The sequence below is a fragment of the Streptomyces sp. NPDC005435 genome (assembly GCF_040703155.1).
Lineage (GTDB): Bacteria > Actinomycetota > Actinomycetes > Streptomycetales > Streptomycetaceae > Streptomyces.
On the sequence record NZ_JBEXEQ010000003.1, the window covers coordinates 231,507 to 245,208 of the forward strand.

Genomic DNA, 13,702 nt, shown 5'->3' on the forward strand with positions numbered 1-13,702 from the left:
CCTTCGCTCCTACGCTCGGCCCATGGACATCGCCGTGTGCCGTGCCGCCGACGTACCCCTCCTCGACCGCGCCCTCCCCGGTCCGGGGCGCACCTCCTTCCATGCCCGGCGTCTGGCGCGCCAGCAGGCCGGGGAGTGCACCTATCTCGTGGCCTGGCGGAACGGGCGGCCGGTCGGCTCCGCCGAGATGCGCTGGATCGGCTGCACCGCGCCCGAGGTCACCGTCGGCTGCCCGGAGATCGGCGGGATGGCCGTCGTGCCCGAGGAGAGGTCGCGGGGGATCGGGAGCGGGCTGATCCGGGCCTGTGAGGGGCTGGCGCGGGAGCGGGGGATCGCGGTCGTCGGGATCGGGGTGGCCAAGGACAATCCCCGGGCCGCCGCGCTGTACGCCCGGCTCGGGTACCGGCCGCTGGTGGAGTACGCGGACCGGTACGCGTACGTCGGGGCGGACGGGCGCACCCACGCGTGTGTGGACCTGTGCACGTTCCTCACCCGGCGGGTCGGTGGCTGACGCCCGGGTCGCGGGGTCGTGTTCTACTTCGTAGGACGGCCCGCGCCGTCCCCGTGACGTGGCCTTTTGAGGAGGCCGCGGGCGGGGCGCAGAAGTGATCGACACGAAGAAGTGAACCACCCCCTGTGCTGAACGACCTCGACGAACGCATCGTGCACGCCCTGGCCGAGGACGCCCGCCGCTCCTACGCGGACATCGGGCAGTCGGTCGGTCTGTCCGCGCCCGCCGTCAAGCGGCGCGTGGACCGGCTGCGGGCCACCGGCGCCATCACCGGATTCACCGTACGGGTGGACCCGGCGGCGCTCGGCTGGGAGACCGAGGGGTACATCGAGATCTACTGCCGCAGCAACACCTCGCCGGAGACGATCCAGCGCGGTCTGGAGCGGTACCAGGAGGTCGTGGCCGCGTCGACGGTCACCGGGGACGCCGACGCCATCGCGCAGGTCTTCGCCTCGGACATGCGGCACTTCGAACGGGTCCTGGAGCGGATCGCGGGGGAGCCGTTCGTGGAGCGCACGAAGTCGGTGCTGGTGCTGTCGCCGCTGCTGCGGAGGTTCTCCTCGGGGGCGCCGGCCTGACGGGGGAGCACCGGCCCTGGCGTGTGTTACCCGGGGTAACCGTTGCGGCCGGGTGGGTGATCGCGTAGGTTGTCCCGCGCTTTGTACCGAGCGGTAACCCCCATTGGTGACCAAGCAGGTGACACATGCGCCGGTTCCGCCGTCCCACCACCGTCCGCGCGCGGATCGTGGCGCTCGCCCTGGCGCCGGCCGTCGCGCTGATGGCGCTGTGGGGCTTCGCCATGGTGTCCGTCACCGGTGAGTTACGCGCCCTGATCCGCCTCCAGGGGGTCTACCTGGACTACGGCAGCCCCGTGGACACCGCCATCGGGCAGATCCAGATCGAGCGCCGGATGTCCGCCGCCTACCTCGGCACCCCGCGCGAGCGGGCCGACCCCGGCGACCTGCTCGCCCAGCAGCGCCGTACCGACCGCGCCGTGGCCGACATGCGGCACGCCCTCGCGAGCGGCGACCTCGGCCGGCTCACGGCCCGCCAGCGCAGGACCCTCGACACCATGACCGCCGCGACCGGCAAACTGGACGGACTGCGCCGCGAAGTCCTGGAGCGCCGCCTCACCTGGGACCGCGCGGTCACCGCCTACAGCGCGCTCGTCGAGCCCGGCTTCGCCGTCGAGTCCGCGCTCACCGCCCTCCAGGCCGGACAGCTCGCGCGCGAGTCGCAGACGGTCATCGAACTCGTCCGGGTACGGGAGTTCGTCTCCCGCGAGGACGCCCTCGTCGCCGGGGCGCGCGCGGAGGGCGGGCTGACCGAGCGGCAGTACGACACCCTCACCGCGACCATCGAGGACCGCCGCGTCTTCGAGCGGACCTACGTGCCCGACCTGCCCGCCCCGGCGCGGGCCCGGTTCCAGCGGTTCCAGCGGGGCGAGCTGCACCGCTCGCTGGTGCGCGGCGAGGACGCGCTGCTGCGGGCCGGACCCGCCGGTGCCGGCAAGGCCGTCGCGGCGGACACCTGGCGGTCGGTCACCGACCGGGCCGTCGTCCGCTACCGGGAGCTGTGCGTCGCCGCCGCCAAGGACTCCGCCGCGCGCGGCCGGACCTTCGCCTACGGCGAGCTGGCCAAGGCGGCCGTGGTCGGCGTGGCCGGACTGGCCGCCGTCGCGCTGTCCCTGTGGCTCGCCGTACGCGGTGCCCGGCGCGTCTCCCGCCGCCTGGAGCGGCTGCGGGACGCCGCCGATCTGCTCAGTACCCGCCAACTCCCGGACGTCATGCGCCGCTTGAGCGCCGGTGAACAGGTCGACGCGGCCGCCGAGGCGCCCCCGCTCGCCGCCGACGACGTCCGCGACGACGAGATAGGCCAGGTCGGCCGCTCCTTCAACGCCGCCCGGCTCGCCGCAGTCGAGGCCGCCGTCACCCAAGCGGGGCTGCGGCGCGGCCTGTTCGCGGTACTGCTCAACATCGCCCGCCGCAACCAGGCGCTCGTGCACCGGCAGTTGAAGCTCGTCGACACCCTGGAGCGCAGCACCGAGGACCCCGAACTGCTGCGCCGCCTCTTCCTCATCGACCACCTCACCACCCGTATGCGGCGGCACGCGGAGAGCCTGATCATCCTCTCCGGCGCGACGCCGGGCCGCCGTTGGCGCGGTCCCGTACCCCTCGCGGACGTCGTCGCCTCGGCGGTGAGCGAGATCGAGGCGTACGAGCGGGTGGTGGTGCCGCCCCTGCCGGACCTCGGCATCGCGGCGGACGCCGTGGCCGACGTGGTCCACCTCGTCGCCGAACTCCTGGAGAACGCCACCGCGTTCTCGCCTCCGCACACCGAGGTCACGATCCGCACCGGGCGCGTCGGCGACGGCTTCGCCCTGGAGATCGACGACCGGGGCCTCGGCCTCGACGCCGCCCACCGCGAGGAGGCCCGCCGCACCCTCACCGCCCCGGACGCCTTCGACCCCACCCGCCACGACCGCCTCGGCCTCTACGTGGTCGGCCGCCTGGCCGCCCGCCACGGCATCGAGGTGAGCCTCGGGGATTCCCCCTACGGGGGGACGACGGCGACGGTGCTGTTGCCTGCGGCCGTACTGGCGGAGGCCGAGCCGGTGGGTACGGCTGGCGCGGCGGGGGCACGGGGGATACGGGAAGCCGGTGGACGGCGCGGCGGTGGAGCCGGAGACGGCTTCGTGGCGGGCGTCGGCGGCGGTGCCGGTGGCGCGGGCGGAGCGGGAGGCGGCGGCATGGGCGGGGCGGCGGACGGTGACGTGGACGGGCTCGGGGGACTGGGCGCGGCCGGGCGACTGGACGGAGCCGGACGACCGGGCGAGGCCGGGGGTGCCGACGGTGTGCCTCAGGCCTCGCCCACCGGTCCCCAGGCCTCGCCCACCGGCCCTCGGACCCCGCCCCCGCACCCTCCCGCCCCCCACCAAACCCCGCCGGCCCCGCCCGGCCGCCCCGGCGCCCCCGCGCTCCCCACCCGTGTCCGTCAGGCGTCCCTCGCCCACCAGCTGCGCGACGAGCCGCCGCCGGACGCGCCGGACGTCGCCGCCGACCCCGAGGAGATGCGCGCGATCTTCGGCGCCTTCCAGCGCGGCCGGGACCTCGGCCGCCAGGGCTCCGGGACACCGACCGAGCCCGGGGCACCAGGCCCCGTACCGCGCACCCACGCCGACGAAGGGATGGACACCGACGATGTACGGTGACGACCGCAACGCCCAGAGCCCGGTGGTGCCCGAGGGAGTGCCCGGGACGGATCTCGGCTGGCTGCTCGACGACCTCGTGGCGCGGACCGACCATGTGCGGCAGGCCGTGCTGCTCACCGCCGACGGACTGGCGCTGAGCTGCTCCGAGGGGATGCGGCGGCGGGACATCGAGCACCTGGCCGCCGTCTGCTCCGGCTTACACGGGCTGGCGCGCTCGGCGGGGGAGCGGTTCGGCACCGGGGGAGTCCGGCAGACCATGGTCATGCTGGAGGACGCCTACCTCTTCATCACCCCGGCCGGTCACGGCAGCCGCCTCGCCGTCCTCAGCGAGGCCCGCAGCGACGTCGGACAGCTCGGCCACGAGATGGCCCTGCTGGTGCGCCGGCTCGGCCGCCACCTGGACGCCGCGACCCGCTCGGCCTCCTGACCCGGCGGTGAACGACGGGCACCGGTGCGACGCGCACGGAGAGGGGCACCCGTACGACCCGGACGACCCGTACGTGGGGTACGGGTACGAGCGGCACGCGCACCCGGATCAGGCCTACGAGGAGCGGGCGTACGAAGATCACGGGCCCGACGGGAACGGCTCCGACGGCAGCGGCCTCGACGAGACCGGCCCCGACGCGCACTGGTACGAGGACGAGACCGGCGCCATGGTGCGCCCGTACACCGTGACCCGGGGCCGCACCCGCCCCTCGGGGCGGCACGCCGTCGACCTGATGTCCCGGGTCACCGCGCTCGCCCCGGACACGGCACCGCTGCCCGGTGTCGAGCACGCGGGGGCGGCCCTGCTCGATCTGATCCGGCGCGGGCCGCGCCCGCTGGTCGAGCTGGCCGTGGACGCCGACCTGCCCCTGACCGTCGTCCGCGTCCTGCTCGGCGACCTCGCCGAGGCCGGCCTCATCCGCATCGACGCGCCCCGCCGGCTGCCGGTCACGGGACCTGCCGCCGACCCCGAGCTGCTGCGGGAGATCGTGCACCGGCTGCGGCAGATCTGAGGCCGCAGCACCGGTCCGCGCAACGAATCGCCGTATCCGCCGCCACGCACGCAACGAACCACGCACCCGCGCGCAACGGCTGCTTCTTGTGAGGCCGAGCGCGCCGCCCGTACCGTCTATCTGACTTCCAACCCCCACTTTTCACCTCAGGTGAGGACCACGCATGCGCACCGCCCTGCTCCAGAGCTCCGGCCGCCCCGGCTCCGTCGCCGAGAACCTCAAGGTCCTCGACGAGGCGGCGGGCCGTGCCGCGGCGGCGGGGGCCGGGCTGCTGGCCGCGCCGGAGATGTTCCTCACCGGGTACGCGATCGGCGACGACATCGCCCGCCTCGCGGAACCCGCCGACGGCGCCTCGGCCGAGGCCGTCGCGGAGATCGCCGCCCACCACGGCGTCGCCGTCGCCTACGGCTACCCCGAACGGGACGGCGAGACGGTCTACAACTCCGCCCAGCTTCTCTCCGCCGACGGCCGCTCCCTCGCCAACTACCGCAAGACCCACCTCTTCGGCTGCTTCGAGCGCGACCACTTCACCCCGGGCGAGCAGGCCGTCGTCCAGGCCGAGCTGAACGGCCTCACCGTCGGCCTGATGATCTGCTACGACGTGGAGTTCCCCGAGAACACCCGCGCCCACGCCCTCGCCGGGACCGACCTCCTGGTGGTGCCGACCGCGCAGATGCACCCGTACCAGTTCGTGCCCGAGTCGATGATCCCGGTGCGCGCCTTCGAGAGCCAGATGTACGTGGCGTACGTCAACCGGGTCGGCCGGGAAGGGGAGTTCGAGTTCGTCGGGCTGTCCACGCTGGCCGGACCCGACGGTGTCGCCCGGGCGCGTGCCGGACGCGGCGCCGACCAGCTGGTGTTCGCCGACGCCGACCCCGCCTTCCTGGCCGCCTCCCGCGAGGCGAACCCGTATCTCGCGGACCGGCGCCCCGGTCTGTACGGGCCGCTGGTCGACCAGTCCTGAACGACCGGCCCCGGACCGGCCCGAGTTCACCCCCGTTCTTCCGCGTAACCAGTTCTTCCGTGCAAGGAGTCCGTACCCCATGACGTCCACGGTGCCCAACGCCGTCGAGCACGCCGGTGAGCAGCAGCCGCCGATCACCATGTTCGGCCCGGACTTCCCCTACGCCTACGACGACTTCCTCGCCCACCCGGCGGGGCTCGGCCAGATCCCGGCCACCGAGCACGGCACCGAGGTCGCCGTCGTCGGCGGCGGTCTGTCCGGGATCATCGCCGCCTACGAGCTGATGAAGATGGGCCTCAAGCCCGTCGTCTACGAGGCCGACCAGCTCGGCGGCCGGCTGCGCACGGTCGGCTTCGAGGGCTGCGACGAGTCGCTGACCGCCGAGATGGGCGCGATGCGCTTCCCGCCCTCCTCCACCGCCCTCCAGCACTACATCGACCTGGTCGGCCTCACGACCACGCCCTTCCCCAACCCCCTTGCCGAGGCGACCCCTTCGACCGTCGTCGACCTCAAGGGCGAGTCGCACTACGCCGAGACCGCCGCCGACCTGCCCCAGGTCTACCGCGACGTCGCCGAGGCGTGGAACAAGTGCCTCGAAGAGGGCGCCGACTTCACCGACATGAACCGCGCCCTGCGCGAGCGGGACGTGCCGCGCATCCGCGAGATCTGGTCCCGGCTGGTCGAGAAGCTCGACAACCAGACCTTCTACGGCTTCCTCTGCGAGTCCGAGGCGTTCAAGTCCTTCCGGCACCGCGAGATCTTCGGCCAGGTCGGCTTCGGCACCGGCGGCTGGGACACCGACTTCCCCAACTCCATCCTGGAGATCCTGCGCGTCGTCTACACCGAGGCCGACGACCACCACCGGGGCATCGTCGGCGGCTCCCAGCAGCTGCCGCTGCGCCTGTGGGAGCGCGAGCCGGAGAAGATCGTGCACTGGCCGTACGGCACCTCGCTGGCGTCCCTGCACGTCGGCGGCGAGCCCCGCCCGGCCGTGACCCGGCTGCACCGCACCTCGGGCAACCGGATCACCGTCACCGACGCGAACGGCGACATCCGCACCTACCGGGCGGCGATCTTCACCGCCCAGTCCTGGATGCTGCTGTCCAAGATCGCCTGCGACGACTCGCTCTTCCCGATCGACCACTGGACCGCGATCGAGCGCACCCACTACATGGAGTCCTCCAAGCTCTTCGTGCCCGTCGACCGGCCCTTCTGGCTGGACAAGGACGAGGAGACCGGCCGGGACGTCATGTCGATGACGCTCACCGACCGCATGACGCGCGGCACCTACCTGCTGGACGACGGCCCCGACAAGCCCGCCGTCATCTGCCTGTCGTACACCTGGTGCGACGACAGCCTGAAGTGGCTGCCGCTGTCCGCCAACGAGCGGATGGAGGTCATGCTGAAGTCGCTCGGCGAGATCTACCCGAAGGTCGACATCAGGAAGCACATCATCGGCAACCCGGTGACCGTCTCCTGGGAGAACGAGCCCTACTTCATGGGCGCGTTCAAGGCCAACCTGCCTGGGCACTACCGCTACCAGCGCCGCCTGTTCACCCACTTCATGCAGGACCGGCTGCCCGAGGACAAGCGCGGCATCTTCCTCGCCGGCGACGACATCTCCTGGACCGCCGGCTGGGCCGAGGGCGCCGTCCAGACCGCGCTGAACGCGGTCTGGGGCGTCATGCACCACCTCGGCGGCGAGACCGACCGGACCAACCCCGGCCCGGGCGACCTCTACGACGAGATCGCGCCCGTCGAGCTGCCCGAGGACTGAGCGGGGCCCTGGCGGGCGGCCGGGGCGCGGGCGGACGGGGCTCAGATCCCGGCCGCCCGGGCCTTCTCGTACAGCTGGACCGCCAGGTCCGTCAGCTCCGCCGCGTCCCGGGCGTCGCTCTGGAGGTCGAGCAGGATCTCGGCGTCCGGGACGATGCCGACGTGAGCCGCGACATCGGTCACGATCTCGTCCGTGTCCCCTTCGAACAGTGGGCGGTCCGGGCCCGGGTGCGGCTTGTGGGCCACCCGCGCGTTCACCCTGATCACCGTGCGGACCGGCTCCGTGCGGCCGCGTTCCTCGGCCAGCTCGTTCAGGTCGCGCCACTGGGCGGCCAGTCGCTCCGGACCGTAGGCACCCGGCAGCCAGCCGTCGGCCTGGTCCACCAGCCGTCGCATCGCCCGCCGGTTGCTCGCCGCCAGCAGGACCGGGACCGGCCGCACCGGCTTCGGGCCGACGATCGCGGAGGCGATGTCGGTCGTCTTCCCGTGATGGACGACCGGATCGGGGCCCCACACCGCCCGGCACACCGCGATCACCTCGTCCAGCGCGGCGCCGCGCTCCTCGAAGGGGAGGACACCGGTGGCCGCGTACTCGTCCAGCGACCAGCCCGTGCCGAAGCCCGCGAGGACCCGGCCGCCGCTCACCACGTCCAGCGTGGCCAGGGACTTGGCGAGCTGGAACGGCAGGTGCAGCGGCGCCACCAGCACACTGGAGCCCAGTTCGGCCCGCGTGGTCGCGGTCGCGGCCAGGGTGAGGGTGATCAGCGGGTCCGCCACGCCGCGGTACCCCTCCGGCCAGGGCAGGCCCGGTATGCCGTACAACCCCTGGGTGGCGGGGTCCGGGACCAGGGCCCTTTCGAACACCCACAGGCTGTCGTAGCCCGTCTCCTCGGCGGTGCGGGCCACCCGGGGCACGTCTCTGCCGAGGTCGTACTGGCGCATCTGGGGAAGGGCGAGGCCGAGCCTGGTCGTCATACCGGTGCTCCTTCGCGTCGGGTCTGTTCCTCCAACGCGCGGCCCTCGCCCGGCTGTTCCGTAAGTCACCCGAAGGGGTGATTTCCGGCCGGGCTCAGTCCCCGAGCGGCGTCAGCAGCATCCGCCCCGCGAAACCGACCGCCGCGTCCAGGCGCCCGGTGAACTCCTCGGCCACCTCGCCGCACCGGCGCAGCGCCCACAGCACGCGGGCCGCCGACCAGGTGGCGTCCCGGGCCCGCTCCAGGCTCCAGGCGCCCAGCAGATGCGTGAGCGGGTCGGCGATCTGGAGGAGGTCGGGCCCGGGCATCAGGTCCTCGCGGACGCGCTCCTCCAGCGCGGTCAGCAGCTCGCCCACGCGGTCGAACTCGTCCTCCAGATCGGCCGGTTCACAGTCGAGCGCGTGACAGGTGTCCACCACGGCGAGCGCCAGGTCGTGCCCGATGTGGGCGTTGATGCCCGCCAGCGCGAACTGCAGCGGACGGACGCCGGGATGGCGGCGGAGCTGGAACAGCGGACGCCAGCAGGCGGGCGGTGTGCGGTCCGCGTCGGCCGCGTCCACCGCCGACAGATACCGCTCCGCGAACCGCACGTCCAGGGTGGCCGCCGCCCGCCGGTCCGGGAACTCCCCGGCGTCCAGGCGCCGGTCCACCTCCTCGGTGACGGCGAGATAGACCCGGTTGAAGACGGCGACACCGTCGCGCGCGGGCAGCCGTGCCGCGAGGGCGCGCATCCGGGACAGCACGGCATCGACGGTGGGGGCGGGGTATCGCGGCTGCGCCATGGGGGAAGGGTGGCAGCACCGGCCCGCACGGGGGGCCGTACGGACCGGTGCTTCGCCGGAACGGGGGAACGGGGCGGGCCGCCGCCGGCCTTCCGCCGTCAGGACTTGCCCGGCTCCGGCGTCTCGTCGTCGTACGACGACGTGCCCTCGTCCAGCAGCGGTTCCTGCACCTTGAGGTGCGCCGGGGCGAAGGCGCGCAGCGCGTGGTAGCCGGTGATGACCACCAGGGTGCCGAGCGCGATGCCGCTCAGCGAGAAGGTGTCGGAGAACTTCATGGTGACGTTGCCTACGCCGATGATGATGCCCGCGGCCGCCGGGACCAGGTTCAGCGGGTTGCGCAGGTCCACCTTGCCGTGCAGCCAGATCTGCGCGCCGAGCAGGCCGATCATGCCGTACAGGATGACGGTGATGCCGCCGAGCACACCGCCCGGGATCGCGGCCACGATCGCGCCGAACTTCGGGCACACACCGAAGAGCAGGGCGAAGCAGGCGGCGGCCCAGTAGGCGGCGGTGGAGTAGACGCGGGTCGCGGCCATGACGCCGATGTTCTCGGAGTAGGTGGTGTTCGGCGGGCCGCCCACGGCGGTGGAGAGCACGGAGGCGACACCGTCCGCGGAGATCGCCGTACCCAGCTTGTCGTCCAGGGAGTCGCCGGTCATCTCGCCGACCGCCTTGACGTGACCCGCGTTCTCGGCGACAAGGGCGATCACGACCGGCAGCGCGACCAGGATCGCGGACCACTGGAAGCTCGGGCCGTGGAAGTGGGGCAGACCGATCCAGTCGGCCTTGGCGACACCGGAGAGGTCCAGGCGCCAGTGGTCGGTGATCTTGCCGCTCGCGTCCGCCGAGTGGATCTTGCCGAAGGCCAGGTCGAAGACCCAGGAGATGAGGTAGCCGAAGACCAGGCCGAGGAAGATCGCGATGCGCGACCAGAAACCGCGCAGACAGACGACCGCCAGACCGGTGAACAGCATGACCAGCAGTGCCGTCCACTGGTCCTGCGGCCAGTAGACGGTCGCGGTGACCGGGGCGAGGTTGAAGCCGATCAGCATGACCACGGCGCCGGTGACGATCGGCGGCATCGCGGCGTGGATGATCCGCGCGCCGAAACGCTGCACCGCGAGTCCCACCAGGAACAGCACCACGCCGACGACGAGAATCGCGCCGGTCACGGTCGCGCTGGTGCCGCCGTCCGCCCGGATCACGGCGGCCACGCCCACGAACGACAGGGAGCAGCCCAGATAGCTCGGCACTCGCCCGCGCGTGGCGAGCAGGAAGATCACCGTCGCCACACCCGACATCATGATCGCCAGGTTGGGGTCCAGGCCCATGAGCACGGGGGCGACGAAGGAGGCTCCGAACATCGCCACGACGTGCTGGGCGCCGAGGCCGATCGTGCGGGGCCAGCTGAGCCGTTCGTCGGGGCGTACCACCGCTCCGGGTGCGGGTGACTTGCCGTCCCCGTGCAGCTTCCAGCGCACGCCGAGGTCCATGGTGGGGTTTCGCTTTCTCTGTACTGATGAGGGTCTGCACCATTGTCGGGGGTCGGGGGCGGTGCCCCTGCCCTTCCCACCAGGGGAGTTTCCCCGGAACGGCGGCCGGCCCGGTCGGTACGTCAGGCCGGTGGCCCCGGAACCGCCGCCGCCTGCCGCGCGGCCTGCGTCGTACCGCCGCGCTCGGCGGTGCGCAGCACGCCCGCGAACAGGGCCAGTCCCAGGGCCAGTACGGTCACCACGGCGAACGACACGGTCAGGCTGGTCGCCTGGGCCACCCCGCCGATCAGACTCGGCGCGACCAGTCCCGAGGTGTACGTGATGGTGGCGACGCCCGCGATGGCCTGACTGGGGTTCGGGCCCGCGTGTCCGGCCGCCGCGAAGCACAGCGGTACGACCACCGCGATGCCGAGACCCATCAGCGCGAAGCCGGTCATCGCCACCGCGGGCCGGTCCGCCACGACCACCAGCAGACCGCCGATGCCCGCGAGGACCCCGCCCGCCCGTACGGTGCGCACCGGGCCGAAGCGGTTGACCACCGCGTCCCCGGCGATCCGCGCCACCGCCATGGTCAGCATGAACCCGGTCGTCGTGGCCGCCGCGAGCCCGGGCGAGCCGCCGAGGCGGTCCCGCAGGAACACCGCCGACCAGTCCAGGCTCGCCCCCTCGGCGAACACCGCGCAGAAGCCGACCGCGCCGATGAGCAGCGCCGAGCGGGGCGGCAGCGCGAACCTCGGGGGCGCCTCCTCCTCTTCGGCGGGCCGCAGGTCCAGCACCCAGGCGCAGGCGAGCAGGCCGAGCACGGTCAGGACGGCGGCGGCCAGCACGTGGTGCAGGCGGGCGTCCGAGCCGAGGTGTGCCGCGAGGGTGCCGGCCGCCGAGCCGACGAGCGCGCCCGCGCTCCACATGCCGTGCAGACCGGACATGATCGACCGGCCGAGCCGTTGCTCCACCTCCACACCGAGCGCGTTCATGACCACGTCGGCCATGCCGGAGGCGGCGCCGTAGGCGAACATCGCCAGGCAGAGGGTGAGCAGGTTCGGGGCCAGCGAGGGCAGCACCAGGGACAGCGTCCACAGGGTGAGCAGTCCGCGCAGTGCCGTACGGGTGCCGAAGCGGTGGGCGATCCGGCCCGCCAGCGGCATCGCGCAGGAGGCGCCGAGCGCGGTGAAGGCGAGCGAGAAGCCGAGCTGTCCCGCGCTCAGGTCCGCGTGCTCCTGGATCCAGGGCACCCGGGTGGCGAACGACCCGGTCACGGCGCCGTGCACGGCGAACACGGCGGCGACGGCGAAGCGGGCGCGCTTCAGCGTCCGCGCCGGGAACTCCTTCTCGTCGGCCATGTCAGGTCCCCTCCCCAGGAGTCGCCGCTCGTACGCCGCGAAAACTATCAGGGAGCCTGCCTGATAGATAGTGGACGTACGGACACGCGTCGTCTCGCCCCTCTGGGAGGATTCCGGTCATGCCCGCCTCACCGAGCACCGCCCGGCTCATCAACGACCGGCTCGCCCTCCGCCTCCTCCAGCAGGAGGGCCCCCTCACCGCGGGCCGGCTCAAGCAGCTGACCGGGCTCTCCCGCCCGACGGTCGCCGACCTCCTCGAACGCCTCGCCGCCTCCGGTCTCGTCACCGTGGTCGGCGAGTCCGGCGCCCAGCGCCGGGGCCCCAACGCCCGCCTCTACGGCATCGTCGCCGACCAGGCCCATCTGGCCGCGCTGGACGTGCGCACGGGGGGTGTCCTCGTGCTGGTCTCGGACCTGGTGGGGCGCGTGCTGGCGGAGGTCTCGGTGCCGATCGACGCGGAGGCGGGGACGGGCGCGGCCGTGGAGCGGGCGGTGGGGGCGGTGGAACGGGCTGCGCGGCTTGCCTCCGGCGGTTCGGGGGAGGGGCGGGGTGCTTCTGGTGGGGTGCGGGAGGGGCGGGGTCCTTCTGGTGGGGTGCGGGAGGCGCGGGCTTCTTCTGGCGGGGTGCGGGAGGGGGACCGGGGTTCATTCGGCGGGGCGGCGGGGAGCGAGCGCGGCCGGCGCTCCTTCGGCGAGGCGCTGGGCGGCGAAGGCGCCCGGGCTCTCTCCGGCGGTTCGGGGGAGGCGGAGCGAGGCCCCGCTGAGGGTGCGGCGGCGGGCGAGGGGGGTCCGGATTCCCTCGGCGAGGTGTCGTCGAGGGAGGGGGCCCGGGACTTCTCCGGCGGGGCGTCGAGGAGTCAAGGCGGTCCGGCCTGGGGGCGGTTGCACACCGTCGGGATCGGGGCGCCGGGGCTGGTGGACCCCGCCACCGGTGAGCTGCGGGACTCCAGCGGGCTGCCCGCGTGGCACCGGAGTCTGGTCGCCGTGCTCCAGGAACGGCTGCCCGGGGCGCGGGTGACCGTCGAGAACGAGACCAACCTCGCCGCCGTGGCCGAGCAGCGCGAGGGTGCCGCCCGCGACCGGGACACCTTCGTCCTGCTCTGGCTCGGGCACGGGGTCGGCGCCGCCGTCGTCCTGGACGGCACCCTGCGCCGGGGCGCCTCCGGCGGTACCGGCGAGATCGGGTTCCTGCCGGTGCCGGGGACGGGCGGGCTGCCCTCGGCGACGGACTGCGAGGGCGGCTTCCATGCCCTGGTGGGGGCGGGGGCGATCGGGGCCCTGGCGGCGCGGTCGGGGCTGCCCGTGCCGGGGGTCATGGACGGGCCGGGGGCGGCGCGGGTGGTGGGGGAGGCGGTGGCGGCGGTTGCGGTGGCGGCGTCGGCGGAACCGGGCGCGGCGGCGGGGTGGGGCGGGGCTGGGGATGCCGGAGGTGCGGGGAGTTCCCTGGACACGCCTGCCGGGGCGGCCGGACCTGCCGTGGACGGCTGCGGCACCCCGGCTGTCGGCTCCGGGACCCTTGCGGCGGGTTCCGGTGTTCCCGTGGCTGGTTCCGGTACTCCGGCTGTCGGCTCCGGGACCCTTGCGGCGGGTTCCGGTGTTCCCGTGGCTGGTTCCGGTACTCCGGCCGTCGGCTCCGGCACCCCTGCGGCGGGGT

The 13,702-nt window shown here is 73.6% G+C and carries 12 protein-coding genes; 8 read left to right on the forward strand and 4 right to left on the reverse strand.

The annotated features are described in order from the left end of the window. Window positions 1–22: 22 nt before the first annotated feature. From AB0898_RS05965 to AB0898_RS05995, 7 genes are all read left to right on the forward strand, one after another. The gene (locus AB0898_RS05965) at window positions 23–511 is read left to right on the forward strand and encodes a GNAT family N-acetyltransferase (RefSeq protein ID WP_366801584.1); all 489 of its coding nucleotides are present in this window, start codon (window positions 23–25) and stop codon (window positions 509–511) included. 125 nt (window positions 512–636) lie between these two features. After that, entirely contained in the window at window positions 637–1,089 is a 453-nt protein-coding gene (locus AB0898_RS05970) for an Lrp/AsnC family transcriptional regulator (protein WP_018548984.1), read from the forward strand. A gap of 125 nt (window positions 1,090–1,214) precedes the next feature. After that, window positions 1,215–3,722 carry an ATP-binding protein gene (locus AB0898_RS05975; RefSeq protein ID WP_366801585.1) on the forward strand — a complete coding sequence of 836 codons (2,508 nt, stop codon included), beginning with the start codon at window positions 1,215–1,217 and terminating at the stop codon, window positions 3,720–3,722. Then, window positions 3,712–4,149 carry a roadblock/LC7 domain-containing protein gene (locus AB0898_RS05980; RefSeq protein WP_366801586.1) on the forward strand — a complete coding sequence of 146 codons (438 nt, stop codon included), beginning with the start codon at window positions 3,712–3,714 and terminating at the stop codon, window positions 4,147–4,149. Before AB0898_RS05975 ends, AB0898_RS05980 begins: the two co-directional genes overlap by 11 nt. Before the next feature lie 7 nt (window positions 4,150–4,156). Next, on the forward strand, window positions 4,157–4,720 hold the full coding sequence (locus AB0898_RS05985; protein ID WP_366801587.1) for a DUF742 domain-containing protein: 564 nt from the start codon (window positions 4,157–4,159) through the stop codon (window positions 4,718–4,720). Between the two features lie 163 nt (window positions 4,721–4,883). Then, window positions 4,884–5,684, forward strand: a complete 801-nt coding sequence (locus tag AB0898_RS05990) for a carbon-nitrogen hydrolase family protein (protein ID WP_366801588.1) — start codon at window positions 4,884–4,886, stop codon at window positions 5,682–5,684. A 79-nt stretch (window positions 5,685–5,763) separates the two neighbouring features. Then, window positions 5,764–7,461, forward strand: a complete 1,698-nt coding sequence (locus AB0898_RS05995) for an NAD(P)/FAD-dependent oxidoreductase (protein ID WP_366801589.1) — start codon at window positions 5,764–5,766, stop codon at window positions 7,459–7,461. A gap of 41 nt (window positions 7,462–7,502) precedes the next feature. Here the strand turns inward: AB0898_RS05995 and AB0898_RS06000 are convergent, their stop codons facing one another. The 4 genes from AB0898_RS06000 to AB0898_RS06015 form a co-directional block, all read right to left on the reverse strand. After that, window positions 7,503–8,435 (reverse strand): TIGR03619 family F420-dependent LLM class oxidoreductase, encoded by a 933-nt coding sequence (locus AB0898_RS06000; protein ID WP_366801590.1) that lies wholly within the window; start codon window positions 8,433–8,435, stop codon window positions 7,503–7,505. Between the two features lie 94 nt (window positions 8,436–8,529). Beyond that, the gene (locus AB0898_RS06005) at window positions 8,530–9,216 is read right to left on the reverse strand and encodes a DUF5995 family protein (RefSeq protein WP_366801592.1); all 687 of its coding nucleotides are present in this window, start codon (window positions 9,214–9,216) and stop codon (window positions 8,530–8,532) included. A 98-nt stretch (window positions 9,217–9,314) separates the two neighbouring features. Further along, window positions 9,315–10,709 (reverse strand): solute carrier family 23 protein, encoded by a 1,395-nt coding sequence (locus AB0898_RS06010; protein ID WP_366801593.1) that lies wholly within the window; start codon window positions 10,707–10,709, stop codon window positions 9,315–9,317. Window positions 10,710–10,831: 122 nt separating this feature from the next. Next, the gene (locus tag AB0898_RS06015; RefSeq protein ID WP_366801594.1) at window positions 10,832–12,049 is read right to left on the reverse strand and encodes an MFS transporter; all 1,218 of its coding nucleotides are present in this window, start codon (window positions 12,047–12,049) and stop codon (window positions 10,832–10,834) included. Between the two features lie 119 nt (window positions 12,050–12,168). Between AB0898_RS06015 and AB0898_RS06020 the strand changes: the two genes are divergently transcribed. Beyond that, the coding region (locus AB0898_RS06020; RefSeq protein WP_366801595.1) for an ROK family protein at window positions 12,169–13,702 on the forward strand (1,534 nt) is incomplete at its 3' end.

Excerpts from the sequence above, each read along its gene's own strand:
- AB0898_RS05965 (WP_366801584.1), top strand. The coding sequence starts at position 23 with ATGGACATCGCCGTGTGCCGTGCCGCCGACGTACCCCTCCTCGACCGC.
- AB0898_RS05975 (WP_366801585.1), top strand. The coding sequence starts at position 1,215 with ATGCGCCGGTTCCGCCGTCCCACCACCGTCCGCGCGCGGATCGTGGCG.
- AB0898_RS05980 (WP_366801586.1), top strand. The coding sequence starts at position 3,712 with ATGTACGGTGACGACCGCAACGCCCAGAGCCCGGTGGTGCCCGAGGGA.
- AB0898_RS05990 (WP_366801588.1), top strand. The coding sequence starts at position 4,884 with ATGCGCACCGCCCTGCTCCAGAGCTCCGGCCGCCCCGGCTCCGTCGCC.
- AB0898_RS05995 (WP_366801589.1), top strand. The coding sequence starts at position 5,764 with ATGACGTCCACGGTGCCCAACGCCGTCGAGCACGCCGGTGAGCAGCAG.
- AB0898_RS06000 (WP_366801590.1), bottom strand. The coding sequence starts at position 8,435 with ATGACGACCAGGCTCGGCCTCGCCCTTCCCCAGATGCGCCAGTACGAC.
- AB0898_RS06005 (WP_366801592.1), bottom strand. The coding sequence starts at position 9,216 with ATGGCGCAGCCGCGATACCCCGCCCCCACCGTCGATGCCGTGCTGTCC.
- AB0898_RS06010 (WP_366801593.1), bottom strand. The coding sequence starts at position 10,709 with ATGGACCTCGGCGTGCGCTGGAAGCTGCACGGGGACGGCAAGTCACCC.
- AB0898_RS06015 (WP_366801594.1), bottom strand. The coding sequence starts at position 12,049 with ATGGCCGACGAGAAGGAGTTCCCGGCGCGGACGCTGAAGCGCGCCCGC.